The organism is Pseudomonadota bacterium, assembly GCA_039033415.1.
Lineage (GTDB): Bacteria > Pseudomonadota > Gammaproteobacteria > Xanthomonadales > SZUA-38 > JANQOZ01.
Genome location: JBCCCR010000002.1, coordinates 291,131 through 314,834, shown reverse-complemented (window position 1 = coordinate 314,834; position 23,704 = coordinate 291,131). Strand labels below are relative to the sequence as shown.

21 protein-coding genes are annotated in these 23,704 nt (G+C 63.2%); 11 read left to right on the top strand and 10 right to left on the bottom strand.

Features of this window, described 5'->3' with window-relative positions; genetic code table 11:
* Positions 1-151: ammonium transporter (locus tag AAF358_02895; GenBank protein ID MEM7704469.1), on the bottom strand; the 151-nt coding region annotated here is incomplete at its 3' end.
* 376 nt (positions 152-527) lie between these two features.
* On the opposite strand from AAF358_02895, the gene AAF358_02890 reads away from it, so the two are divergent.
* The 4 genes from AAF358_02890 (at position 528) to AAF358_02875 (ending at position 5,138) form a co-directional block, all read left to right on the top strand.
* Positions 528-764 (top strand): accessory factor UbiK family protein, encoded by a 237-nt coding sequence (locus AAF358_02890; GenBank protein ID MEM7704468.1) that lies wholly within the window; start codon positions 528-530, stop codon positions 762-764.
* Positions 765-922: 158 nt separating this feature from the next.
* Positions 923-2,707 carry an assimilatory sulfite reductase (NADPH) flavoprotein subunit gene (locus tag AAF358_02885; GenBank protein ID MEM7704467.1) on the top strand — a complete coding sequence of 595 codons (1,785 nt, stop codon included), beginning with the start codon at positions 923-925 and terminating at the stop codon, positions 2,705-2,707.
* Positions 2,707-4,419 (top strand): NADPH-dependent assimilatory sulfite reductase hemoprotein subunit, encoded by a 1,713-nt coding sequence (locus AAF358_02880; protein ID MEM7704466.1) that lies wholly within the window; start codon positions 2,707-2,709, stop codon positions 4,417-4,419. The genes AAF358_02885 and AAF358_02880 overlap by 1 nt, the downstream gene beginning before the upstream one ends.
* On the top strand, positions 4,416-5,138 hold the full coding sequence (locus tag AAF358_02875; GenBank protein MEM7704465.1) for a phosphoadenylyl-sulfate reductase: 723 nt from the start codon (positions 4,416-4,418) through the stop codon (positions 5,136-5,138). The genes AAF358_02880 and AAF358_02875 overlap by 4 nt, the downstream gene beginning before the upstream one ends.
* Before the next feature lie 16 nt (positions 5,139-5,154).
* Here the strand turns inward: AAF358_02875 and AAF358_02870 are convergent, their stop codons facing one another.
* The gene (locus tag AAF358_02870) at positions 5,155-6,072 is read right to left on the bottom strand and encodes a hypothetical protein (GenBank protein ID MEM7704464.1); all 918 of its coding nucleotides are present in this window, start codon (positions 6,070-6,072) and stop codon (positions 5,155-5,157) included.
* Positions 6,073-6,155: 83 nt separating this feature from the next.
* Between AAF358_02870 and AAF358_02865 the strand changes: the two genes are divergently transcribed.
* A complete protein-coding gene (locus tag AAF358_02865; GenBank protein MEM7704463.1) occupies positions 6,156-7,475 on the top strand; it encodes an NAD(P)/FAD-dependent oxidoreductase in 1,320 nt (439 codons plus the stop codon).
* Positions 7,476-7,534: 59 nt separating this feature from the next.
* Positions 7,535-10,933: a M14 family zinc carboxypeptidase gene (locus AAF358_02860; protein MEM7704462.1), complete on the top strand. Its 3,399-nt coding sequence runs from the start codon at positions 7,535-7,537 to the stop codon at positions 10,931-10,933.
* 37 nt (positions 10,934-10,970) lie between these two features.
* Here AAF358_02860 and AAF358_02855 read toward each other — a convergent pair whose 3' ends face one another.
* The 3 genes from AAF358_02855 to AAF358_02845 are packed head-to-tail and all read right to left on the bottom strand — an operon-like array spanning position 10,971 to position 12,833.
* The gene (locus AAF358_02855; GenBank protein ID MEM7704461.1) at positions 10,971-11,336 is read right to left on the bottom strand and encodes a P-II family nitrogen regulator; all 366 of its coding nucleotides are present in this window, start codon (positions 11,334-11,336) and stop codon (positions 10,971-10,973) included.
* Between the two features lie 4 nt (positions 11,337-11,340).
* Entirely contained in the window at positions 11,341-12,123 is a 783-nt protein-coding gene (locus AAF358_02850; protein MEM7704460.1) for a DUF1538 domain-containing protein, read from the bottom strand.
* A complete protein-coding gene (locus tag AAF358_02845; protein ID MEM7704459.1) occupies positions 12,120-12,833 on the bottom strand; it encodes a DUF1538 domain-containing protein in 714 nt (237 codons plus the stop codon). Before AAF358_02845 ends, AAF358_02850 begins: the two co-directional genes overlap by 4 nt.
* A gap of 243 nt (positions 12,834-13,076) precedes the next feature.
* Here AAF358_02845 and AAF358_02840 point away from each other — a divergent pair, with 243 nt between their 5' ends.
* Complete coding sequence (locus AAF358_02840) at positions 13,077-15,371, top strand: TIGR03032 family protein (GenBank protein ID MEM7704458.1); 2,295 nt, start codon at positions 13,077-13,079, stop codon at positions 15,369-15,371.
* Positions 15,372-15,378: 7 nt separating this feature from the next.
* Here the strand turns inward: AAF358_02840 and modA are convergent, their stop codons facing one another.
* The gene (gene modA / locus AAF358_02835) at positions 15,379-16,167 is read right to left on the bottom strand and encodes a molybdate ABC transporter substrate-binding protein (protein ID MEM7704457.1); all 789 of its coding nucleotides are present in this window, start codon (positions 16,165-16,167) and stop codon (positions 15,379-15,381) included.
* 137 nt (positions 16,168-16,304) lie between these two features.
* Between modA and AAF358_02830 the strand changes: the two genes are divergently transcribed.
* Both AAF358_02830 and AAF358_02825 read left to right on the top strand, forming a co-directional pair.
* A complete protein-coding gene (locus AAF358_02830) occupies positions 16,305-16,982 on the top strand; it encodes an ABC transporter permease subunit (GenBank protein ID MEM7704456.1) in 678 nt (225 codons plus the stop codon).
* On the top strand, positions 16,982-18,106 hold the full coding sequence (locus AAF358_02825) for an ATP-binding cassette domain-containing protein (protein ID MEM7704455.1): 1,125 nt from the start codon (positions 16,982-16,984) through the stop codon (positions 18,104-18,106). The genes AAF358_02830 and AAF358_02825 overlap by 1 nt, the downstream gene beginning before the upstream one ends.
* Here AAF358_02825 and AAF358_02820 read toward each other — a convergent pair.
* From AAF358_02820 to AAF358_02810, 3 genes are all read right to left on the bottom strand, one after another.
* Entirely contained in the window at positions 18,093-18,398 is a 306-nt protein-coding gene (locus AAF358_02820) for a DUF1840 family protein (protein MEM7704454.1), read from the bottom strand. The genes AAF358_02825 and AAF358_02820 overlap by 14 nt on opposite strands.
* 46 nt (positions 18,399-18,444) lie before the next feature.
* Entirely contained in the window at positions 18,445-19,710 is a 1,266-nt protein-coding gene (locus AAF358_02815; protein MEM7704453.1) for a mechanosensitive ion channel family protein, read from the bottom strand.
* 86 nt (positions 19,711-19,796) lie between these two features.
* Positions 19,797-21,023: an aminotransferase class V-fold PLP-dependent enzyme gene (locus AAF358_02810; GenBank protein MEM7704452.1), complete on the bottom strand. Its 1,227-nt coding sequence runs from the start codon at positions 21,021-21,023 to the stop codon at positions 19,797-19,799.
* A 161-nt stretch (positions 21,024-21,184) separates the two neighbouring features.
* On the opposite strand from AAF358_02810, the gene AAF358_02805 reads away from it, so the two are divergent.
* Positions 21,185-22,726 (top strand): AbgT family transporter, encoded by a 1,542-nt coding sequence (locus AAF358_02805; protein MEM7704451.1) that lies wholly within the window; start codon positions 21,185-21,187, stop codon positions 22,724-22,726.
* Positions 22,726-23,193 carry a lipocalin family protein gene (locus tag AAF358_02800; protein ID MEM7704450.1) on the top strand — a complete coding sequence of 156 codons (468 nt, stop codon included), beginning with the start codon at positions 22,726-22,728 and terminating at the stop codon, positions 23,191-23,193. The genes AAF358_02805 and AAF358_02800 overlap by 1 nt, the downstream gene beginning before the upstream one ends.
* Positions 23,194-23,223: 30 nt before the next feature.
* On the opposite strand, the gene AAF358_02795 is transcribed toward AAF358_02800, so the two are convergent.
* Positions 23,224-23,652, bottom strand: a complete 429-nt coding sequence (locus AAF358_02795; protein MEM7704449.1) for a YqaA family protein — start codon at positions 23,650-23,652, stop codon at positions 23,224-23,226.
* Positions 23,653-23,704 lie beyond the last annotated feature (52 nt).

Below are 23,704 nucleotides of genomic sequence, written 5' to 3'. Positions count from 1 at the left end.
TGTTCTTGGCCAGAATCTCGGTGGTGTTCTTGGATCGGACCAGGCCCGACTCGAGCATCGTAAAGCCCGCCGCCATCCACATGACCAGCGCCCCGCAAACCAGAAAGTAAAAAGTGTCCAGGGCGTAACTTACCTGCGCCAGTTGTTCCACGTGTGAGCCTCTTATGTTGTGTTTGCTGACCGACGTCCGACCGCGCGCCGCTTCAGCCAAACCGTGACCGGGTTGGCACGTCAGGTACGCAAGTGCCGTGCCAACCCCTTTCGCGTCTCAAAGGGCTCTGTTCCCACAAACTGCACCGATTAAGGGCGAAAAACTGCACCAGAACGGTGCGTATTGGGCAGGCGATCGCACTACTTTGGGGCACCAATTGTCGGCAGGATCGTTGATCAGAGGCCGAAACCCACCAAATTCAGGGCTACGACGGCCGGCTCGGGTGGACCCTGCTGGAAGGTAGGGTGTGCCTGGACGTTCTCGAGCGGTATCCTTCGCGGTCTGCATGATTGTTGGATCTTGCCGGAGAGCATGGATGTTGGACCCGCAAAAAATTGACGAGCTGGCGACAGCACTGAATCGCCTGGTGCCCGAATCGCTGCGTGAGGCAGGCGACGACTTTAAGGCCAACTTCCGGGCCGTCGCTCAATCGTGGTTTGACCGGCTGGATCTGGTCACGCGCGAGGAGTTTGACGCACAGCAGGCGGTGCTGGCCCGCACGCGTCAAAAGCTGGATGAGCTGGAAAAACGGCTGGCGGACGCATCGGAGTAAGCCGCTTACTCGGCCGCCTGAACTCACGCGAAACGCTGAGCCCACCTCGGCTTCCAGCGCCTTTAGCGTTGCTGGTTATGTTGCCATAGCGCTTAAATCGTTTTTTTGCCAATGACCGCTGGTTAGTCTGACCATCCGATTCTTAGGATGAGTCAGTTATGTCAGCGGCAGTCCCCACACCGATCAGTGACCCAGCACGCGAACAGCTAGGCCAGCTCGCCGCGCAGTGGAGCGCGCAGCAGCAGCTCTGGGCCAGCGGCTACCTGGCGGGCCTGGCCGCCGCCGGCGGGGCTGCGTTGGTCGACGCGCCGGCGCAGGCCTCTCAGCCCACCGTTAGCGGCACCGTGCTCTATGGCTCCCAGACGGGGAATAGCCAGGGTGTCGCCGAGGCGCTGGCCGCCAGCGGCGCCTCCCTGGGTCTCAAGCTGCGGGCGGTCAATATGGCGGACTACGCACCGGCTCGGCTGGCCAAAGAGCAACATCTGCTGATTGTGGTCAGCACACACGGCGAGGGTGATCCGCCCGATGACGCCAAAGAGCTATTTGACGCTCTGGGTGATGGTGATGGTCCGTCCCTGAGTCAGCTCAAGTACGCCGTCCTGGCGCTGGGCGACAGCAGCTACGCGCAGTTCTGCCAAACCGGTCGCGATTTTGATGAGCGATTGGCTGCGCGCGGCGCGACCGCCCTAACGCCCCGCGTCGAGTGTGATCTCGACTACGAAACGCCGGCCGAGGCATGGCGACAAGAGGTGCTGGAGCAGCTGCGCCCCGAGCCGGTTCAAGCGCCTGTCCTGCATGCGGTTCCCGATCCGGTGCCGGTGACCTTCAGTCGAAAAAACCCCTTCCTGGCCAGCGTTGAGGTCAATCAGAAAATCACCGGCGACGATTCCGGCAAAGACGTGCGCCATCTGGAGCTATCGCTGGAAGACTCGGGCATCCGGTATCAGCCCGGTGACTCGTTGGCCGTTTTGGCCGACAACCCGCCGGAGCTCGTTTCTCGAGTGCTGGCCGCCACGGGGCTTGCGGACGAAGCTCCCGTTCAGCTGGACAACCAGACGCTGGCTCTGGCGGACGCACTACGATTAGAACGCGAGCTAACCCGGCTGACCCGACCGGTGCTGGAGCGCTATGCCGCCGTCAGCGACGCGGAGGCGTTGCGCCTCGCGCTCAGCCCCGACGGCAACCTGCGCCAGTTTCTCTTCGACCACCAGGTGGTAGACCTGCTGACCCAGTATCCGGTTGACCTCGAGCCGCAGGCCCTCATTGACCTGCTGGCGCCTCTGGCGCACCGGGCCTACTCGATCGCCTCCTCCCCGGCGATCGACGAAGCGTCCGTTCACCTGACCGTCGCCCGCCTGACGTTTGAGGCGTTCGATGAGCCCCACATCGGCGCCGCATCCAGCGCGCTGGCCGAGCTGAGCCCCGGGGACGAGCTGCGGGTATTCCTGGATCCCAACCCGCGGTTCCGTCTGCCGGAAAACCCTGAGACGCCCATCATCATGATTGGCCCCGGCACCGGTGTTGCCCCATTCCGCGCCTTTCTTCAAGAACGTGAGCAGCAGCGCGACACGCTGGGCAGGGTCGGCGACAACTGGCTGTTTTTCGGTGACCGTCATTTTGAAACGGACTTTCTCTACCAGATCGAATGGCTGCGCTGGCGCAAGAGCGGCCTGCTGAACCGACTCAGCGCCGCTTTCTCTCGCGACCAGGCGGAGAAGCGCTACGTGCAGCATCTGATGGAGGAGCAGGGGGAGACGTTCTTTGCCTGGCTGGAAGCGGGTGCCTGCGTCTACGTTTGCGGTGACGCTGAGCACATGGCGCCCGACGTGGACGCCGCGTTGACCCGACTGGTCCAGACCCATGGCGCCCTAAGCGATGAGCACACCGCGGCCTATATGGCCGAGCTCAAGCGCAGCGGTCGCTATCGCAGGGACGTGTACTAATGTCTGACGACGCCAAAAAAGCTGCGCTGAGCGACGTCGAGCGAATCAAGTCGGCGAGTCAAAACCTGCGCGGCACGTTGACCGAGAGCCTGCTGGATGACGTGACCGGCGCTATCGCGGACGACGACACGCAGCTCAGTAAGTTTCACGGCATCTACCAGCAGGATGACCGCGACAGCCGGGCGGCTCGCCGCCGTCAAAAGCTGGAGCCAGCATTCTCATTTATGATCCGGGCTCGCGTACCGGGTGGCATCTGCACGACCGCTCAGTGGCTGGCGATGGACAGGCTGGCGCAAACCCACGCCAACGGCACGCTGCGCCTCACAACCCGCCAGGCGTTCCAGTTCCACGGCGTCATCAAACGTCAGCTCAAAGACACGGTTGCGGGGATCAACGCCACCCTGCTCGACACCCTCGCCGCCTGCGGAGACGTCAACCGAAACGTGATGGCCACCCCGCTGGCCACCGGAGCGAAGGTGCAGGCGCAGGTTGCCCGGTGGGCAAAAGATCTCTCCGATCACCTGACGCCGGCGACCGGGGCTTATCACGAGATCTGGCTCGACGGAGAGAAGCAGCCCAGCGCGGAGCCGGCAACACTCCGGGAGCCGATCTACGGGGATACCTACCTGCCGCGGAAGTTCAAAATGGGGCTGGTCATTCCGCCCGTGAACGATATCGACATCTACACCCAGGACCTGGGTTTTATCGCCATTGTCGAAGACGACGAGCTGGTGGGTTTCAACGTCTCGGTGGGCGGCGGCATGGGCATGGCCCACGGCGTTCGCGAGACCTATCCGATGCTCGGTCAGGTGATCGGCTTTGTCGAGCCCGAGGCGCTCACCGCGATTAGCGAAGCGGTTGTGACCACTCAACGCGACTATGGCGATCGCACCAACCGCAAGCACGCGCGCCTGAAATACACTATCGACGATCGGGGAATCGAGTGGTTCGTCAATGAGGTCCAGCAGCGCTCGGGCGTGACGCTGGCGCCGGCCCGACCAGTGAAGTTCACCCATCGCGGCGACCTCCTGGGCTGGCTTCAGGACGACGCCGGGACATGGCACTTTGGCGTAAACGTCGAGAACGGTCGCATCAAAGATCTGCCGAAGCAGCAGCTGCTGACCGGTCTGAGGCAGATTGCCAAAGTCCACAAGGGTGAGTTCCGCCTCACGGCCAACCAGAACGTAATCATCAGCGGCATCGATCGACTCGACAAGGCGCACATCGAAGTGCTGATCGACGAGTACGGGCTCAGCGTTGCCGCCAGCCCCCTGCGCGCCAACGCGATGGCCTGCGTCGGTTTCCCCACCTGTGGGCTGGCAATGGCGGAGAGTGAGCGCTACTTGCCGACCCTGATCGATGAGCTCGACGATTCGCTGGCCAGTTATGGTCTTGAAGATGAGCCGATGGTCATTCGCATGACCGGCTGCCCCAACGGCTGCGCCCGGCCCTACGCTGCGGAGATTGGCCTGGTTGGGAAAAGTGAGGGCCGCTATGCGGTCTTCCTCGGCGGCGATAGCGAAGGCACGCGACTCAATCGACTCTATCGGGACAACGTGCCCGACAGCGACTTGCCAGGGCTGCTGGATCCGCTGTTTGCTCAATACGCCCGCGACCGAGGGCCCGAAGAACACTTCGGAGATTTCCTGGTTCGCAGCGGCGTGGTGGCGCCGGTGATGCACGGTCGGGAAATCCACGAGGTCACGCCATGAGCTTCACGGCCCTGTGCGAGGAGCAGACCCGGGAGGCGGCGGCTGCCTGTGCCAGCCAGACGATGGAAACCCTGACGCCTGAGCAGAGGGTCCGCTGGGCGCTGGAACACCTGCCTGGTCCGTTTATGCTGAGTTCGAGCTTCGGCGCGCAAAGCGCGGTGATGCTGCACCTGATGACCCAGGAATGGCCGGATATCCCGGTGGTGCTGATCGATACGGGTTACCTGTTTCCTGAGACCTATCGTTTCGTTGATGACCTGAGCGAACGCCTGAAACTGAACCTGCAGGTGTACCAACCGCGCATGAGTCCCGCCTGGCAGGAGGCCATGTACGGCCAGCGCTGGGAGCAGGGCCTGGCCGGCATCGAAGCCTACAACCGGGAAAACAAGGTCGCCCCGATGCGAAGAGCGCTGGACGAGCTCAACGTTCAAACCTGGTTTGCCGGCCTGCGCCGAAGCCAGTCGGACGGGCGCCGCGAACGAGACCTGGTGGAGCTCAACGGCCCGCGCTTCAAGGTTCACCCGATTGCCGACCTCGGCGACCGGCAGGTCCACGAATACCTGAAGACGCATGACCTGCCCTACCACCCCCTCTGGGATCAGGGTTACGTGTCGATCGGTGACTGGCACAGCACTCGATCACTGCACGAGGTGGACAGCGTTGAGCAAACCCGCTTCTTTGGGCTGAAGCGCGAATGCGGCCTGCACAGCGAAGTCTGACCGGGAGCTGCCTAACCTAGGCGGAAGTCTGTTCGATCAGCCGGCTCGCTGCCGCTTCGCAGGTGTGCTGGCGCACCCAGGCCACGGTGTTTTGCTGCAGCGCCTCGTAGCGGCCCTCCCGTTCGATGCGTTCGATCTTTTGCGCCAGCTCCTCGGCGGTGTCGAAGCTGACCACGTTCACCATGTCTTTGAGGCCGTGCGGCGCGCATCGATCGGGTTTATCCCCCAAGCGATAGAAGGCCTGGACCGTGTGGTTGGCGGCAATCTCGTAGTGACGCATACACTCCCAGCCGCCCTTTTTCATCGTGATGCCGTAGCGTGACTGCGCCAGATCCTGGTAGTAGTCGTGCTCCTGATCGAACAGATAGCCGCTGCCGCAATGCTGCTTGACCTCAGGCAGCTTGTAAGCCTCCTCACACTGGACGTGCCGCCCAAACAGCTGCGTCTTCGGAAGAGCGTCGTCGCGTACTTTCACAGCGGGAATGGAAAAATTTATCGGCTTGACGCGGCTTAAGGTTCGGCGCCCGAACTCCCGCTTAAAGTAGGGCCCGAAGGGTGCCGTGGCGGCAAACATGCGGTCGCCGTCCTGGCCATCCAGAAACACGAAGCGGCCCCTGCTGCGACCCCAGAAACGGCCGGCCCGGAGCATCTGCCAAAACAGGGGCCGCTGGCGCCGAACGTTGCCAAAAATAATGCGATCAAACTCACCGCGGGTGACGCGCTCTGAGATTTGACTGCGGTCGACGTCGATATCCTCGAGCAAGCGCCAGAGCGTGAACCCACGGCCGTAAAGCTCGCTGTCCCCGAGGTCGGCGTACATCACATCTTTGCGAGGATAATCGACCACGTCAGCGCCATAGAGCTGTCGCAGGCCATATAAAATCTGGTCCTGGAGGTAGTCTTCCCGGGGCTCGGTGAGATAGAGGATTCTCAAGCGCTGCGTATATCAGATCGCGTCTAACAACGCGTATGATGTCGGTGCAGCGCAGGGAAGTAAACGTTCGGCAAGGATCACCCATGGGGCAGACCAAAAAGACGCAGATCGTGGTGGTTGGCGGCGGCGCCGGCGGGCTCGAGCTGGTCTCCCGGCTTGGCAAGAAGCTGGGACGAAAAAAGTTTGACGTGGTGCTGGTCGACAAAAACCCGACCCACATCTGGAAGCCGCTGCTGCATGAAGTTGCGGCCGGTTCGCTGGACGCCAATCTGGATGAGGTGGGTTACCGCGCTCACGCCCATCGCAACGGGTTTCGATTCTTCCTTGGCACGATGCAGTCGATCAACCGCGACGACCGGGAAATTGTGCTCGCGCCGATCGAGGATGAAGACGGCAGCATCATCATGGACGAGCACCGGATTCGCTACGACTACCTGGTTCTGGCGGTCGGATCGGTAAGCAACAGTTTTGGCACCCGGGGGGTGGAGCAGCACTGCCTGATGCTGGACACCCGGGCCGAGGCCGATCGGTTTCGCCAAAAGCTGCTCAACCACTGTCTGCGGGTCAGCCGGACCATGACGTCGAAGCCCGCGAGCGATGAACATGTTCGAGTGGCGATAGTGGGCGGCGGCGCCACGGGCGTGGAGCTTGCAGCTGAGCTCTACAACTCCGCCGCCGAGCTGCGGCACTACGGTCTTGAGGTGTTTGACGAGAGCCGCCTCCAGGTGACGTTGATCGAGGCGGGCCCGAGAATCCTGCCGGCGCTGCCCAGAAAGCTCGCGGCAGCCGCCGAGGAGGAGCTGACCGCGCTGGGTGTCCGGGTAATCAGCAACGAGCCGGTCGTTGAAGCGACGTCGGACGGCATGCTGACCCGGGGCGGCGAACACATTCCGGCGGATATTCGGGTATGGGCGGCCGGGGTCAAAGGGCCGGATTACCTGCAGGGTATCGCTGGTCTGGAAACCAATCGGAACAACCGCCTGATTGTGACCCGCACGCTGCAAAGCACCCTGGACCCAACCATCTACGCGATTGGCGACTGCGCCTGCGTGATGATGCCGGGCGCAAAACTGCCGGTCCCGCCGCGCGCACAGGCGGCCCATCAAATGGCGGACACGGTCTACGCCAATATCCGGCGGGATATTGCGGGCAAGTCGTCACGCGATTTCCGCTACACCGATCATGGCTCGCTGGTGTCGCTCAGCCGCTTCTCGACCGTGGGCAGTCTCATGGGCAATCTGGTTGGTGGCCGAATGGCGGTGGAAGGTCGGCTCGCGCGGATGGTTTACGTTTCGCTCTACCGGATGCACCTGCTGGCCGTGCACGGGTGGTTGAAGGGCGCTTGTCTGATCGTTGTGAGCGCCGTCAATAAGGTGATCAGGCCACGCCTCAAACTTCACTGATAATAGGTGCTGATTCGAAGGTAGCCGGCGGAACAGCACGCTAGGGAGAACCGGCCGTCATGAACAACTTATACCTGCTGCTGTGCCTTGCCCTGGGTCCGACGATTGCCCTCAGCAATCCACTCACCGCGCCGAACTGGACGCGGGAACAGGCGTTCGCCGTTGAGCGCGGCTTCTCGACGAAAGAACAACTCGCAAAGCTGCTGGACCTTGCGCGCACCAATCCCGATGAGCTGGCAGCCTCCCTCGACTCGCTCGCCCGCGAGTCTTCGCTGCCTGCGCCGGTACGTGAGCGGCTGATGCTCGAGCTGGCGCAGGGCCTGAAAGACGTGCCGCCGCTGGGCGGCGACCTCAGCGGTCACCATCCGGCTATCGCGATGCTGCTGGCGCATGAGGCTCGGGTGCTCGTGCCGCACGAAGAACTCCCGGGCATGGGCGTCCCGCTTTACCCGGTCCGCGCGGCCGCGGCGGGTTCGTTACATCGGTGGCGCTATCGTTCGGCACTCGACGCCGGAACCACAATGCCAGCAGCGGATGCGTGGCTGGAAGCGTTTCTCACGGCCGGGTCAGCCGGTCGACGCGGCCTGAGCGACGCGCTGCGCGGTCGTTCTGAGGAGTTTATGCGCGAACTGCTGGCGCTAGGGCTGCCTCGGCTCGTGGATCAACCCGCTCTGACGCTGCCGATCGGCGAAGCGGCGCTGGCGCTAGGGGATCTGGCGGCGCTGTCCGAGGCCCTCAGGCAGGGTGGGGGTGCGGAGGTGACCGTCCTGGCCCGCCGATCCGCCGCGAGCCTGCCGGACGAAGAGCGCAAGCGGCTGCTGAAGCTGACGCGCTCCGGTGCCCGCCCGGCGACCGCAGCGATGCTCGAGGGGCTCCTGAATGCGACTGCCGGTCCTGGTGCGCACCAGGGTTGGCCCAAAGGAAGTGATGGGCAAATCGAACGGTGGACCGAAGCGGACGGCGTGCTTGGACTCGGCTACCCGGTGCCGGTGCCGGTGGACACGCCGCTGCCTTTCGACGGCTTTCGGACCTATGCCGGGCTGCGGCAGCGTCACGAGGCGCTGGCGGACGGCAGTACTCGGATCGAAGGATTTGTGCTGGACCAGACCGACAACGGTCGGGAGATCTGGGGCTATCGTCTGAGTGATCCAGACCCGCTGACGCGAGACCTGCTGGCGGAACCCGCCATGCTGACGAACGGCGGGATCCACGCCAGAGAGTGGCAGACCCCAGAGGTGGTGACCGCCGTGATGGAGCGGCTGTCTGACAATCAGGGCGACAACTACTTCCACGACTATCTCCTGGAAAATACCAACATCATCGTGCTGCCGGTGATGAACGTGGACGGATTTCTGCAAACTCAGCGTTTCCCGACAGAAAACTGGCTGCGTACCGATCCCTTTGACCTGCCTGACGACCCGTCACCGGCGCCTCGGGATGGGCGGATGCGACGCAAGAACATGCCTGGGGTCGACGAGGATCTCGAGAGCCGCGACGATCACCTGCTGGGGGTTGATCTGAATCGCAACAGCCCGCCTTTCCACGCAACCAATCCGAACCGTTCGTCGTCAGACGAACGCTCGCTGGTGCACCATGGGGCATTCCCACATTCTGAGCCTGAGCTACAGGCGCTGCTGAGCGCCGTCGAACTGGGGCCTGCCGAGCAGCTTCGGGCCTATACGGATGTGCATTCGTTCTCGCAGGTGTTTTATTTCAATCGCAGCGACAACGTACGCCTCACAAACAACACGGTGAGCGTGCTTGACGTGATGTCCAATCACAACGCGGCGTTGCCCGGCGGATCCCTATACCTTTTCGATCGAAGCCCGCTCAGCAACATCAACTCCGGTTTCGGGCTCAGCAACGAGTATTTCACCCAGGAGCTTGGCATCGTCGCCTGGGGTGTTGAGGTTGAGCCGACCGCCGGTCAGTCGGCATTTCCTGGCAATCCACCGGGCTGTGGCGCCGACTACGGAGGCCTGGGCCGCAACTGCCATGACGGATTCATCCTGCCCGAGTCCGAGATCCGCCGGGTGCGCAGCGAGCTGTCACAGAGTTTCCTGGCCGCCTATTTTCACCAGGCCGGCCCGCCGTCCGTGGCGGCGGTGCGCGTTGTCGATCGCGCCACTGATGCACTGGTGTTCCAGGCTGAATGGGATCCGGTGGATGCCACCTCCCGAGACCTCTACGTGGAACAGCTGGCGCCGCTGGTGCTCGATCGGGAATACACGCTGTGGATTGCACACGACCGCCCGATGCGCTGGCGAGACGCGGGGCAGACAGTGGTCTTCCCGGGCCAGCCGGCCAGCACGCTCGCTACGGAGCAGCGTTTTGCCGCGGTGGCGGACCCGATTGCCGCCAGTGTCGGCAATCCGCGCTGGGCGAGCCAGCCGGGCGACGCGCCCGAGGGCTACTTCCGCTATCAGGAAGACGCGCTGGTGGTCGATCTGGTGTTTCCCGGCAGCGCCGCAAACCTCGCTGCCATCGAGGACACTCGACAGGTGACTTTGAGCCACCGCACGCTGGGACTGACCGGCCACGGCCTCGATGCCAACCCCGGCACACCGATCGGCTGGGCTGACGGCGGCTGGTCTTTTCTCGAAGACGAGAACGGCCGCGCGGGTGACAGCGGCGGGGCTGACAGTACGGTTTCGTTTGAGGTCAGCCGCAACGAGGTCGCTGAACCGTTTTTGATCCAACCCGGTACCACCGCGGCTTGGTTTGATGAGGACAACACCGGGGAAGGTTTTGTGCTGGAAATCCTGGCTGACCGCCGGGCGGTGATGTACTGGTTTACCTATGACGTAGACGGCAACCAGGCCTGGTATGTGGCCAGCGGGGAAGTGCGGGGCAATCGGCTGGTGTTCCCTGAGCTGGTGGTGACCCGCGGAGGCCGGTTTGGGCCGGATTTTGATCCCGCTGAGGTTGAGCGGGAGGTTGTGGGCAGCGCCAGTTTTGTTTACAACAGCTGCGATAGCGGGACGATGGTATATGAGCTGCCCGGTAAAAAGGGGCGCCTTTCGCTCGAACGGCTGTCGCGGGTTGAGGGTCTCGGCTGCGGTTCGACGCCCGCCCCGGCCGGTGTCGCTCTTTCGACCGGTTCCTGGTTCAACCCGGACCAGTCCGGCCACGGATTTGTGGTGGAGGTGCTGGAGGGACAGCAGGCGCTGGTCTACTGGTTCACCTACGACCTGGAGGGCCGGCAGGCCTGGTTCTTCGGCGCCGGAGAGGTGGTGGACGGCACGCTGTCCATCGCGGATACCTTTGCGACCCGCGGACCCCGTTTTGGCCCCGACTTTGATCCCGATGATCTGGTCCTGGAGCCCTGGGGTGAACTGCTGCTGAATCTGGGGTGCAGCGAGGGGCAGGTGCAATATAACGGCGAGCCTTTCGGTTTTCCCGCCGCTACGCTGGCGCTGTCCCGTCTGACCGTGCCGGTTGGGCTTGAATGCGGATGACCGCGACGGCCTGAGGCGGCCGCCGGGCCGGGTTCCCTCAGGCGGCGTCGCTGCCGTTGGTGTCGCCGTGGCTCTGGCGTAGCGCCTGCACCTGGTGAGCCACTCCGACTGTGTCCTCAACGTCGATCTGCACGGCGATTCCTGCACCTGAATGCGTGTCAAATTCGGCGACCGTGTTGATCGTGTCCAGGACGGCACGACACTCCTGTTCGCCGACAACCATCAGCAGCAGGTCACGCTGCGTTTCCAGGGAGAGGCCAAAAAAGGTCTTCTGAGGTGTCAGCCCTTCTCCCCGTGCGTTGTTCAGCACCGTCACGCCCGTGGCGCCCGCCTCTCTGGCGGCGTGAATAACCGCCTCCGTGCGACCGTCTTCAACCAACGCCATGATCAGTTTGAATTTCATCAGACTATCCTCTTTCTTTCGCTCGGCGGGCACGCGCTTCCTGGAACTGGGCCAGCTGGGCATAACCCATCACCGTCATGATGGGGAACACGCTGGCGAAGGCGATCAGCCCAAACCCATCCAGCAGCGGACTGCGGCCCGGCACCGTTTCCGCAAGACCCAGCCCAAGGGCTGTTACCAGCGGCACCGTGACGGTGGAGGTGGTCACCCCGCCCGAATCATAGGCCAGGGCAATGATCATACGCGGCGCATAGACCGTCTGAATAATGACGATAATGTAGCCCGCGATAATGAAGTAGTGCAGCGGCAGCCCGGTGACGATACGCCACGCTCCGAGGGCGATACCCACCGCAACGCCGAGCGCCACGGCGGCCCGCAGCCCCCAAACCTTGACCGCTCCGCCGGAAACCTCGCTGGCTTTCATCGCCACCGCGATCAGCGCCGGTTCGGCGACCGTGGTGGCAAAGCCGATCGCAAAGGCGAAGATATAGATCCAGTAGTAGCGCTGCCAGCCGATCAGGGAACCGGCGCTGGTGTTGATGAACTCCGGGTCGGACAACTGGGTAGCCATCACCCGGCCGATGGGAAACAGCGCGCGCTCCAGGCCAACCAGGAACAGGGTCAGGCCGAGCAGCACCAGCACAAAGCCGGTTAGCACATTTTTCAGATTCGGAATCCGGCGTCGCAGCACCAGGCCCTGGAAGCCGAAGATAATCGCGGCAATCGGCGTGACGTCGCGGACGGTGGACAGCGATACGTCCAGCAGCTCCAGTAGCCAGTCCGTCATACCAGCATGCCGTAGGCCATGACAAAAACCATGGGCGTCAGCGAGGCAAACGCGATCAGGCCAAAGCCGTCGATCATCGGATTGCGGCCACGGATACTGCTGGCCAGCCCGACGCCCAGAGCGGTGACCAGAGGAACGGTAATCGTTGAAGTGGTGACGCCACCGGAATCGTAGGCGATACCGACAATCTCTTTGGGCGCCACGGCGGTCATCGCCACGACCAGGATGTAACCTCCGATGATCAGGTACTGGATGGGCCAGCCGCGCAGGATTCGCAGTACACCGATCAGGATCGCCGCCCCGACCGCAATCGCCACGGTCAAGCGCAGGCCCAGGGCGTAGCTGTCCATGGCCTCTTCGGTCCCTTCGATAAAGCTCGCCTCGGCGGCGACGCTGGCGGCTTCGGCGGCCACTGCGATCAGCGCAGGTTCAGCGACGGTGGTGCCAAAGCCGAGAGCAAACGCGAAGATCAGCAGCCAAACGACGCTGCCGCGCTTGGCGAAGCTATGCGCCATCGATTCGCCGATCGGAAACAGGCCCAGCTCCAGTCCCTGAACAAACAGCGACAGGCCCAGCACCACAAGCAGCAGCCCGGCTAAGGTTTCCAGCAGGTTAGGGAAAGGCTGCTGCAGCACCAGCAGCTGGAAGAAGCCGATCACCAGAATAATGGGCGTGATGTCTCGCAGGCTCTGCTGCAGCGACTTCAGCATGTGGCTTTCCCGATTTTCAGCTGATCACGCCCCCGGTCGCTGACTGGTGCTTTAAGTATGTCCCCGCCTGGCGTTTCATCAACCTCCGGCGGGTATCCCCGTTTGAGCCGCTCATTAGAGTCAGTGCCGCACCTAGCGACAATAGGCACTTATACCCATAGGTGAGTGCAACGTAAGGGTTTGCTGCATTGACCAAGGTACAGGCCGCTCCTACCATCGCTTGGACCCGAACCAGCCTTTCTTATGACACAGTCGTATTCCAGCCAGTCCACCGACTCTTTTGCTCAGCTGCTGCACCAGGCCGGCTGCTCGCTGCTGGTGTCGACCTATCAGGCCGGACAGCTCGTCCTGGTTCGCCCGCAGGCCCAGGATGGCAGCGGGGGCGTCAACACCCACTTTGTCAGCTTTGCCAAACCCATGGGGCTGGCGCTGAAGCCCGGGCAGCTGGCCGTCGGCGGCGCGAGCTCGATTACGGTCTTTCGAAATTTGCCGGCGGTGGCGCAAAAGCTCCAGCCCAATGGCAGCGAGGATGCCTGTTACCTGCCGCGCGCCAATAACATCACCGGCGATATCGACATCCACGAAATGGCCTACGACGGGGAGGGCGAGCTGTGGTTCGTCAACACGCGGATGTCGTGTCTGGCCGTGGCGGAAACCGCCTATTCCTTTACGCCACGCTGGCGGCCGCCGTTTATCAGCGCCTATGAGCTTAGCGACCGTTGCCATCTGAATGGTCTGGGCATGCGCGAAGGGAAACCCCGCTATGTGAGTATGCTGGGCGCCTCCGACAAGCCCGGCGGCTGGCGCGCAAAAAAGGTGTCCGGCGGACAGATCATGGATATCGTCAGCAACGAGGTGCTGGCTGCCGGGCTCTGTATGCCTCATTCGCCACGGTGGTACCACAATAAGCTGTGGTTTCTGTCGTCCGGGGCGGGTCAGCTGATGTGCGCCGACCCGGGTCGGCCGGCGGAAGTGGTGGCCGAGCTGCCGGGCTTCGCCCGAGGCCTGGCTTTTATCGATCGCTACGCGCTGATCGGCTTGTCTCAGGTCCGCGAGAGCGCCGTTTTTGCGGGGCTGCCGTTGACGCGGCGCGTGGCGGAACGCAAAAGCGGCGTCTGGGTCTTGGACATCAGCAGCGGCCAGACCGTGGCGTTTCTGCAGTTCACCGGCAACGTTCAGGAAGTGTTTGAGGTGAAGGTGCTCCCGCATCGCTGGCCGGTGCTGCTCGATGCCGACAGTCCGGTGTTGGCGACCTCCTATGAATTGCCGGACGAGGTGCTGAAGGACTTAGCGCCGCCGGACCCGGTAGCGCAGGCGCTCGAGCAGGCCACGCGGCAGCACCTGGACGGTGACCTCGACCGGGCGATTGAGGCCTATCGGCAGCTGCTGGCCGACTACCCTGAGCATCCTCGAACCCAGCATCAGCTTGGTCTATGTCTGGTGGACGCTGAGCGCTGGCACGACGCGGTAGCGGTGCTCGAGCAGGTTGTCGAGAGTCAGCCCGACAACGCGGAGGCTATGAACAGCCTGGGTTTGGCGTACACACGCCTCGGCGATTTCGACCGGGGGATGCATTGGCTCGAAGCGGCGGTCGCCACCGATAGTCAGTTTGCGTTGGCGCACTTCAATCGAGGGATCGTGCTGCTGAAGCAGGGCGACTACGCGCGCGGCTGGGAGGCTTATGACTGGCGTTGGCAGACGCCACAGTTTGTGCCCTTTCAGTGTCAGCAGCCCTGCTGGCAGGGTGAAGACATCAGCGGCCAGCGCCTTCTGGTGCACAGCGAGCAGGGCAATGGAGACCACGTTCAGTTCGTGCGTTTTCTGCCGCTGGCGGCGAAGCGATGCCGGGAACTGATCTATGTGGGGCCGGAAAACCTGGCGCCGCTGGTGGCGGAAATTGAGGGGGTGTCCGAGAGCCGCGTCCCTGGCCAGATACCGGCCGACCGCTTTGACGTCTATTGCCCGCTCATGAGTCTGCCGCGCTGGCTTGGCATCACGCTGGATAACCTGCCGGCACCGCGGCGCTATCTGACGGTCCCCGCCCAGACGACCGTGAGTCGCCTCGAGGGTGCTTTCCGAGTTGGCTTTTGCTGGTCCGGCTCGCCGACTCACAAAGAAAACCATCACCGCTCGATGGCGCTGGATCAGCTTGGGCCGCTGCTGGACCTGGCGGATATCCGTTTCTACTCGCTGCAGATGCCGGTCAGCAGCGACGAGGTTAGCTGGCTCAGCGCACGCCAGGTGATCAATCTCGAACCGGAGCTGCCCGGTTATGCCCGCACGGCGGCGCTGATCGAGCAGCTGGATCTGGTGATCACGGTGGACACCGCCGTCGGTCATGTCGCTGGCGCGTTGGGCATACCCACCCTCATCATGCTCAACTCAGATCCCGACTGGCGGTGGCAGCGCGAAGGGGAATCCTCGCCGTGGTATCCGAGCGTTCGGCTGGTTCGTCAGGCAACGCCAGGAGACTGGACAACGGTAGTGGATCAAGTGATAGCGCTCGTCGCCGAGGCGCGGGATGAGCAGCGGCCTTGATGGCCCGTCAGGGCATCGCTTCTAGAAAACCGAAGCGGCGATAAATCGCTTTGGCGTCGGGGGTGGAAAGGTACGCAAAAAAATCTTCAGCCGCTGGGTGTGGCCGGCTTTGTTGGATGAGCGCCGCCTCGTAGCGGATGACCACCGCATCTTCGGGTACGGCGAAGAGAACCCTTAGGTCCGGTGCGGCTGCCGCGTCGGTGCCGTACACAACCGCCAAGACAGACGGATCAGCGCTCGCCATCGCTAGAGCACGCCGGACGTCCGCCGCCGGCGCAAGGCGATCGGTCAGTGCCTGCCACAACGTCCCGGTGTCTAGCATGATCGAGTCCAGGAACTGTCGCGCATAGATCCCCGCCGGCACGCCCTGCGGGTCGGCTAAAGCCAGATAGCGAAAGGCCAGCTCGGGAAGCTGATCGATACGTGCCAGCGACCAGTCCGAATTCCGGTTGGCAACAATCACCAGCCGGTTGGCCAGCAGTTCTGACCGTCGACTCGTGACCAGCAGGCCCTCCCGGTCCAGCCGGTCAACCCAGTCTTTGTTGGCGCTGATGAACACGTCCGCTGTGGCACCTTTGCCGATCTGCCTGGCCAGCACGTTGGAACCGGCGAGGTTGAGGCGGAGCTCGGTTTCGGGGTGTTCTCGGCGGTAGGCGGTGGCAAGCTCTGCGGCCATCTCACCCAGGCTGGCGGCGGCAAAGAGCTGCAGCGGTCGCTCCGTCGCCGTTGGGCCGCAGGCGCAGAGCGCCAGCGCGAGGAGCAACGCCGGCAGGAAGCGGTAAGATGGCGGCCTCATGGCCAGAGAATTTTTTAGCATCCTGCCCGTGTCGTTGACGCTGTGGTGCGGGTCATGACCCGCTCGCCTCTGCGGCCAGCGCAGCTTAACACGCAGTTATGCCGGGCTCGGCGACGCACCGCGGAGCGCTGGGTACGATGAGTGCCACGGTGCTGAGCGCGCTATGGCTGACGCTCAAGATTGCGACTCTGGCAACCGTCCTGGCGTTCGCGGTTGCGCTGCCGCTGGCTCGCTGGCTAGCGAACCGAGACGGTATCGGCGCTCGCCTCATCTACATTCTGCTTAGTCTACCGATGGTGCTGCCGCCGACGGCTGTGGGTTTTGTGCTGCTGCAACTGCTCGCAGTCGATGGCCCGACGGGCACCACCGTGCTGGGTCTTCCGGCGAGCTGGCTGCTGACCTGGCAGGCGGCGGTGATCGCTGCTGGCGTGATGGCCTTTCCCATCGTGCTGCGAACCGCCAAAGCCGCTTTGGAGCAGGTTGATCCGCGCCTGCAGGAGGTGTCCCGCACGCTCGGACACAGCGCGCTTCAAACCTTCGTTGGCACCGTGCTGCCGCTGGCAAGTCGGGGCTTAAGCGCGGCAGCCATCATGGGATTTACGCGGGCGGCCAGCGAGTTTGGTGCTACGGTGACCGTCGCCGGCAACATCCCTTTTCAAACGCAGACGCTCGCCAGCGCGATCTATGCCGCCCAGCAGGTGGGCAAAGACACTGACGCGGCGATCCTGATCGGCGTGGCGCTCGCGCTCGGTTTTGCTGCGCTGGCGACCGCAGAATGGCTGATCAGCCGCACCCAGAAGCGGCGGCACGCTTGATGCCTGATACAGCGCTGGTCTTGAGTGAGCTGACGCTGGGCATCGGGAACTTGACCATCGAGCTGTCCTGCCAACTCGAGGAGGGGGTTATCGGGCTTGCCGGCCCGTCGGGTTCGGGGAAAAGCACGATTCTGCGCCTGGTAGCCGGTCTGGAGCCGGGCGCAACGGGACGCTTAGCGTTCGGTGGTGAGCTCTGGCAGGACAGCAGCAACGGCACGTTGTTGCCGCCGGAGGCGCGGCACATCGGCTACGTACCCCAAGAGAGTCTCCTGTTTCCAGGCCGATCGGTGGCTCGCCAGCTCACGGCGGGTCGGCGACTGCTGCAAGCCAGCGATCGCGAACGATTGATTCGGATGCTGGAGCTCGAGGACCTGGTGGGGCGGGACAGCGACGCCCTTTCCGGTGGCGAGCGCCAGCGAGTGGCGCTTGCGCGAGCGCTTTGTGCTGACCCCCGGCTGCTGCTGCTGGACGAACCGCTCAGCGCTGTTGACCCGACGCGACGGCTGCGCATCTGGCGCGGTCTCGGGCGCTGGCTGCGCGAACGCGGACTGCTAACGCTGTGGGTGTCCCACGATTCGACCGAGCTTCAGGCGTGCTGCCAGCGGGTGCTGATGCTCGACCAGGGACGGCTGACGGCTGACGGCAAACCGGCCGAGGTCTTGGCTGAAGCGGCGCTCGAGGCCGGCGACGGGATTCGGAACGATTTGCCGGGTTACGACAACGTCTTTCCTTGCCGGGTCGCCGGCGACGAAGACGCGGAGATGCTGCTGTCGCTGGGTGCCGCTGGCCCCACGCTGCGGGTACCAGGTCGAGCCGGTGCGCCGGCCGGTCAGGCTCTGCTAACCATTCCGGCTCGAAGCGTCACGCTGACCACGCTCGCCCCGGGTCTGACCTCCGCTCGGAACACCCTGCCGGCTACCGTCGCGGACGTGGTCGAAGCTGGCGAGCTGGCGATGGTGGAGGCCAGCGTAGACGGCCTTGAAGCCGCGATCCGCGTGGAGATCACCCGCCGGTCGCTCGATGAACTCGCGCTCAAGCGCGGCGACACCGTATTTCTCCTGATTAAATCGACCGCCTGTCGGGTGCTGCTGGCCTCCAAGGCGTCGAACCCTACTCCCACATAACGTGATCGCCGCGGGCTGCGGCCGCATCCAGCAGGTCGAGCAGGGGCTGGGCGCGCATCTGGCTACTCACCTTGGGTTCGCTGTCCGAATCCGAGCTTTTGCCTCCGTCGTCTTCCGGTGGTGCCTGTGCGGCCAGAGCCTCGCGCAGCTGCTCGGCGGCAGCCGCCACGTTTTCGGCGCGCAGGGCGCCCGGAACAAGGTCGGTCTGCCCCATCATCCGGAGCAGGCTGCGGGCGACATGATCAAGCTGCATGATCCGCGGGTGTGATGGCGTGCTGAACGTGACGGGCATACGTTTGGCTCTCGGCTGGGTGGTTTTGCTGGGCGGGCCGCAGACGTCAGCCGTCTAGCTGGCCCTCGTCGGAGTCTGAGTCGATCAGGCTATCCTCGGTCTGCTCCGCTTCCAGAGCGGCCTGGGTTCTGGCGAACTCATCCGCTGGCGCTGGCTCTGGCTCCAGCTTCTCCGGTGCCGCTGGGGCCTCCCGCGGCGGTGGCTGGTCGTCTTCCCTCTTCGAGGCAATCCGAAGATTATAGGTGGGCTCCGGCATGTCCAGCTGATGTGCTTCAAAGGCCTGCTTGACTTGGATCAGGCACTGGCTGCGCACCCAGCCGAAATCCGCCTGATCCTGGTTCACCCAGGCGAAGAAGGTGAGGGTGACCGTCGAGTCGCCGAGCGCGGATACGCGGCCCGCAGGCGCCGGGTCTTCGATGACGCCTTCGCTGGACCGAAGGATCTCAACCCCCAGATTGATGGCGGCCGCGAGATCGACGCTGTATCCCACTCCCACAGTGAAAGAAAACCGCCGCTCGGGATGGGTGGAGTAGTTCATGATGGTCGACTTGAAGACTTCACCGTTCGGAATCCGCAGGCGGTTGCCCTCGAAGGTCATCAGAATGGTCGACCGCGTAGTGAGGGTGGCAACAATCCCTTCGCGGCCCTCGATATCAACGTGATCTCCGGGCCGGAACGGCTGGCGAATCCCGAGCATGAGGCTGGCGATATAGTTTTCGATGAGGTCGCGGAAGGCAAATCCAACCGCGATGCCGACAATACCTGCGGCCCCCAAGATGCTGCCCACCAGGGCGGTGGCGTTCAGCGTGTCCAGCGCCAGCACAATACCCGCGATGACGATGGCGGTCTGCAGCAGCTGTACCACCAGGCGCCGAATCCAGGCGTTGCGCAGCACCTTGCCCAGGCCCGGTTCAACCCATCGAACCGTACCCGACAGCAGCCAGAAGCCAATCACAATCGCCAGCGCCGTACCGGCCAGTGGCAGGTAGGCCAGGAGCTTGTTCAGCATCTGCTGAAAGCGGGTGACGGTGGGCTCAAGGCCCGCCGGTGCAGCGGCCAGCGTGGTGTTATCGCGGATAGCAACGATGCCGGGCTGGCTGCGCAGGGCCTCCTGCAGACCGGCTGGCGTTGGGTCGTCTCGCCACTCGCCGTTGAGCACCACCACACCCTGGATCAGTTCCGCCCGGACAGCGTCCCCCGGATCACTAAACACATCCACCAGCGCCTGCAGCTGGGAGGTTTCCTGGGCTTGAAGCGGGGCAAGCGCCAGGCCGAGCGTTAGAATCAGTATCAGCCTGGAGAGGGTGTTCATGAGCGGCCGCCGAAATCTTAATGGGGGTAGTTTACTGGCGGTCCGGCGTCGGCCAAAACGATTGCTCTAATTACAGCAAGCTATCCTTAGAGCAGCTCTTCGAGCGCACCGATCAGCCGCTCGACCTCCGCCTCGTCGGTGTAGTGCAAAAAAGACAAGCGAAGCACACCGCGTCCCGGATCAAGCCCGAGCGCCTCGACCAAACGGTGCGCGTAAAAGTGGCCCGCGCTGACGCCGATCTTTCGCTCCGCCAGCGCTTCAGCCAGCTCGACAGGATGACGGTCGGGATCGATAGCCACCGTTGGCGCTCGCTCTTCGGCGCGCGTCCGACCGATCAGCCGGGCTCGCGGATGGGCGTCCAGGAAGTCCAGCAACGGCTGCAGCAGGTGATGCTCGTGATCCTGAAAAAGCTGCCGCACATGGGCTGACTGCTCCAACGCTGAGGCGTTGGGCGTGCCGCCGTGCCGTGCGTGGATGGACTCAAAATAATCGATCACGCCATTGCTGGCCGCGATCTGCGCGTGGTCCGGACCCGCCGGCAGCATCCGCGCAGTTGGCTTGGCGTCATTGAAAAAATGTCCCTGGTTGGGCAATGCGTCGTTCAGCTCCCGTTTCAGGGTCATCACCCCCTGGTGGGGTCCGTACACCTTGTATAGCGAGTACAGGTAGATATCGGCGCCGAGGGCCGCCACATCCGGCAGGCCGTGACCGCAGTAGGACACGCCGTCCACCACGGTGATTGCGCCGGCGCCCTTCGCCCGGTCGACGATGTCGCGCACCGGGTTGTAGCTCGCCACGATATTGGACGCATGGGTGAAGCACACCAGGCGCGTCCGGTCGTTAAGGAGTTCGTCGAGGATCAAAGGATCTAGTTCGCCGGTTTCCGGATCCACCTGCCACTCGCGCACGGTGAAGCCCTCATCACCCAGTCTTCGGAACACGCCGATATTGGCCTCGTGGTCCTGGTTGGTGACGATCACCTCATCGCCTGACTTGAAGTACCGACGAAACGCCTGAGCCAGCACATAGGTCTGCTGCGAGGTCGACGGACCGAAGTGACACTCATCCGGGGCGACGTTGAGCCACGCGGCCATTCGCTCGCGCGCCGCGTCCATGCGCCGACCCGCTTCGAGGGACGCCTCAGACCACGCGTACGGCTGTAGCTTCATCGCCGTGTAGTAGTGCTGGAGCAGCTCGATCACCGTGCCGCACGCATAGGAGCCGCCGGCATTTTCGAAATGAGCCCAGCCCGCGAGCGACGGTTCGGCGAAGGCGGGGAAACAGCTGCGGACAAAATCGATATCCAGGGGCATGGCAAATCCGAAGGCGGGCGGCGTCACGCATTGCACCGCGTGCCCGGGCCTGCGTCAACGCCGACCGCTCTTGCAGGGTTCGCGATGAGTATCGGCGTGGCGGTAGCTCCGCGCTGTATATCCAGTACACTTACGCGCACGCCCAAAGGGAAGAAGAGTTCATGTCGGAGCAAAGTCAGGCTGTCGAAGCCCGCGGTTTTCTCGGTGCCGTAGAGCGTATCGGCAATAAGCTGCCCGACCCCGCGATGCTCTTCGTGGGCCTACTGTTTATCGTCTGGCTCCTGTCCTGGCTCCTGTCCTACGTCAGCTTCTCGGTGGTCGATCCGCGTTCCGGGGAGCCGATTCAGATCATTAACCAGCTGTCGGGCGGAGCGATCACCGCGTTCCTGACTGGGCTGGTCACCAATTTTGTCACCTTTGGGCCGGTCGGGACGGTGCTGGTGGCGATGCTCGGCATCGGTGTAGCGGAACACTCCGGATTCATTACCACGGGAATCCGGGCCCTTCTGAACGTGACCGCACGCTGGCTCCTGACACCGATGGTGATTCTAGTGGGAATCGTTTCGCACTCGGCGGTCGACGCCGGGTACGTGCTGGTGATCCCGCTCGGTGGCGTGATCTTTTATGCGGCTGGCCGCCATCCGCTGGCGGGCATCGCAGCCGCTTTTGCGGGCGTATCCGGGGGCTTTTCTGCGAACTTTGTGCCCAGCGCCCTTGATCCGCTGCTGCAGGGGCTGACGCAAAGCGGCGCCCAGCTGCTCGATCCGAACATCGCGGTCAACACGCTCAACAACTATTTCTTTACCACCGCCTCTTCGGTGCTGATTATTTGCCTGGGCTGGTGGATCACCGACCGGATGGTCGAGCCCCGTCTCGCCGGGGTGGAGATCGACGGTGACGAGGAAGGTCTGCCGGAGATGCACGACCTTAAAGACAACGAGCGTAAGGGACTGCTCTGGGCGCTCTTGGTGATGGTGGGCGGGCTGGTGCTGCTCGGTCTGTCCATCGCCTTTGACTGGCTGCCATGGCGCGACGCCAACGGCGCGTTGGCAAGTTTTACGGCGCCGATCATGCGGTCGATTGTAGCCCTGATCTTCTTCCTGTTTCTTTTGCCGGGCGTGGTTTTCGGTTACGTCTCCGGCAGCTTCAAGAGCTCCAAGGACATGATCGAAGGCATGACGCAGGCCATGCACGCCATGGCGTATTACCTCGTCATCATGTTTTTCATCGCGCAGTTTGTCTATGCTTTCGGCGCGTCCAACCTGGGTACACTGCTCGCGCTGCAGGGCGCCGAAGCCCTCAAGCAGCTCGACCAGTTTCCGTCGGTTCTCATTGTAGGAATCGTGCTGCTGACCGCCTTCGTAAACCTTTTTGTGGGTTCCGCGAGCGGCAAGTGGGGCCTGCTGTCACCGATCTTTGTGCCCATGCTGATGACGCTGGGCATTTCCCCGGACCTGACGCAGGCCGCCTATCGGGTCGGCGACTCCAGCAGCAACATCATCACGCCGCTGATGCCGTATTTCCCGCTGGTGGTGGTCTACTGCCAGCGCTACGTAAAAAGCACCGGCATCGGCACGCTGGCCGCCATGATGCTGCCCTACTCGCTCTGGTTTATCTGCAGCTGGACGGTATTTTTGCTGGTCTACTACGCGCTGGGCCTGCCCCTGGGCATCCAGGCCAGCTATACCTACCCGGCCGGCTGATGTCGCAGCCGCTGCCCGTTGCCGCAGACGTCGATCTGGATCGGTTTATGGGTGCCTGGTTTGTCCAGGCGCATATCCCGCCGCCGCTGACCGGCGGCGCGTTCAACGCGGTCGAGACTTATACGCGGGTCAGTGAAGCGCGGGTCGACGCGCACTACCGTTACAACAAAGGTAGCCTCGACGGCCCTGAAAAGGTGATGCTGGCAAAAGGTTTCGTGACGGCAGGCACGGGGAACGCGATATGGCGCATGCAGTTTCTCTGGCCACTTAAGTCTGATTACCGAATCGGGTATCTGGACGATGACTATCGCGAAACGATCATCGCTCGGGAAAAGCGCGACTACGCGTGGATCATGACGCGCGATCAGCACATCAGCGAGGAGGCCTTGGCGAAGCTCAAGGAGCGAACCGAGGCGCTGGGCTACCGTCTGGACAAGCTGGAGATCATCCCGCACTCAGCATCGTAAGTGCTGTCACGCTAACGCGTACAACCGGTGCTAGGCGCCAGCACCGCGCGACGCCAGCCAGATGACCACCGCATAGCGAGCCGCTTTGCCCGCGAAGACCAGCACCACAAACCGTAGCCAACGCACGCGCAGGATACCGGCGATCACGGTGAGCGCGTCGCCGCCGACAGGCGCCCAGGCCAGCAGCAGGCTCCACTGGCCGTATTTCTGAAACCACTGTTCCGCTTTGGTGAACTGTTCGGGCTTCAGCCCCAGTAGTCGCCCGACCCGACCTCGGGGCAGCAGCCTGCCCAGGATAGCGTTCAGCACGGCACCCAGTGTGTTGCCGGCGCTGGCAACGGCCCACAGCAGCAGCGGCGAGGCACCGCCGAGCACGGCGCCTACCACCAGCACTTCCGAAGAGAACGGCAAGATTGTTGCCGCAAGAAAGGCCGCACCGAAGACCGAAAGGTAGATCACGGTGTTGGCGTCAGCAGGTAGCCTGGGGGATCGTCGACAACAGTGGCGGGGG

Excerpts from the sequence above, each read along its gene's own strand:
- AAF358_02890 (MEM7704468.1), top strand. The coding sequence starts at position 528 with ATGTTGGACCCGCAAAAAATTGACGAGCTGGCGACAGCACTGAATCGC.
- AAF358_02885 (MEM7704467.1), top strand. The coding sequence starts at position 923 with ATGTCAGCGGCAGTCCCCACACCGATCAGTGACCCAGCACGCGAACAG.
- AAF358_02880 (MEM7704466.1), top strand. The coding sequence starts at position 2,707 with ATGTCTGACGACGCCAAAAAAGCTGCGCTGAGCGACGTCGAGCGAATC.
- AAF358_02875 (MEM7704465.1), top strand. The coding sequence starts at position 4,416 with ATGAGCTTCACGGCCCTGTGCGAGGAGCAGACCCGGGAGGCGGCGGCT.
- AAF358_02865 (MEM7704463.1), top strand. The coding sequence starts at position 6,156 with ATGGGGCAGACCAAAAAGACGCAGATCGTGGTGGTTGGCGGCGGCGCC.
- AAF358_02860 (MEM7704462.1), top strand. The coding sequence starts at position 7,535 with ATGAACAACTTATACCTGCTGCTGTGCCTTGCCCTGGGTCCGACGATT.
- AAF358_02855 (MEM7704461.1), bottom strand. The coding sequence starts at position 11,336 with ATGAAATTCAAACTGATCATGGCGTTGGTTGAAGACGGTCGCACGGAG.
- AAF358_02850 (MEM7704460.1), bottom strand. The coding sequence starts at position 12,123 with ATGACGGACTGGCTACTGGAGCTGCTGGACGTATCGCTGTCCACCGTC.
- AAF358_02845 (MEM7704459.1), bottom strand. The coding sequence starts at position 12,833 with ATGCTGAAGTCGCTGCAGCAGAGCCTGCGAGACATCACGCCCATTATT.
- AAF358_02840 (MEM7704458.1), top strand. The coding sequence starts at position 13,077 with ATGACACAGTCGTATTCCAGCCAGTCCACCGACTCTTTTGCTCAGCTG.
- modA (MEM7704457.1), bottom strand. The coding sequence starts at position 16,167 with ATGAGGCCGCCATCTTACCGCTTCCTGCCGGCGTTGCTCCTCGCGCTG.
- AAF358_02830 (MEM7704456.1), top strand. The coding sequence starts at position 16,305 with ATGAGTGCCACGGTGCTGAGCGCGCTATGGCTGACGCTCAAGATTGCG.
- AAF358_02825 (MEM7704455.1), top strand. The coding sequence starts at position 16,982 with ATGCCTGATACAGCGCTGGTCTTGAGTGAGCTGACGCTGGGCATCGGG.
- AAF358_02820 (MEM7704454.1), bottom strand. The coding sequence starts at position 18,398 with ATGCCCGTCACGTTCAGCACGCCATCACACCCGCGGATCATGCAGCTT.
- AAF358_02815 (MEM7704453.1), bottom strand. The coding sequence starts at position 19,710 with ATGAACACCCTCTCCAGGCTGATACTGATTCTAACGCTCGGCCTGGCG.
- AAF358_02810 (MEM7704452.1), bottom strand. The coding sequence starts at position 21,023 with ATGCCCCTGGATATCGATTTTGTCCGCAGCTGTTTCCCCGCCTTCGCC.
- AAF358_02805 (MEM7704451.1), top strand. The coding sequence starts at position 21,185 with ATGTCGGAGCAAAGTCAGGCTGTCGAAGCCCGCGGTTTTCTCGGTGCC.
- AAF358_02800 (MEM7704450.1), top strand. The coding sequence starts at position 22,726 with ATGTCGCAGCCGCTGCCCGTTGCCGCAGACGTCGATCTGGATCGGTTT.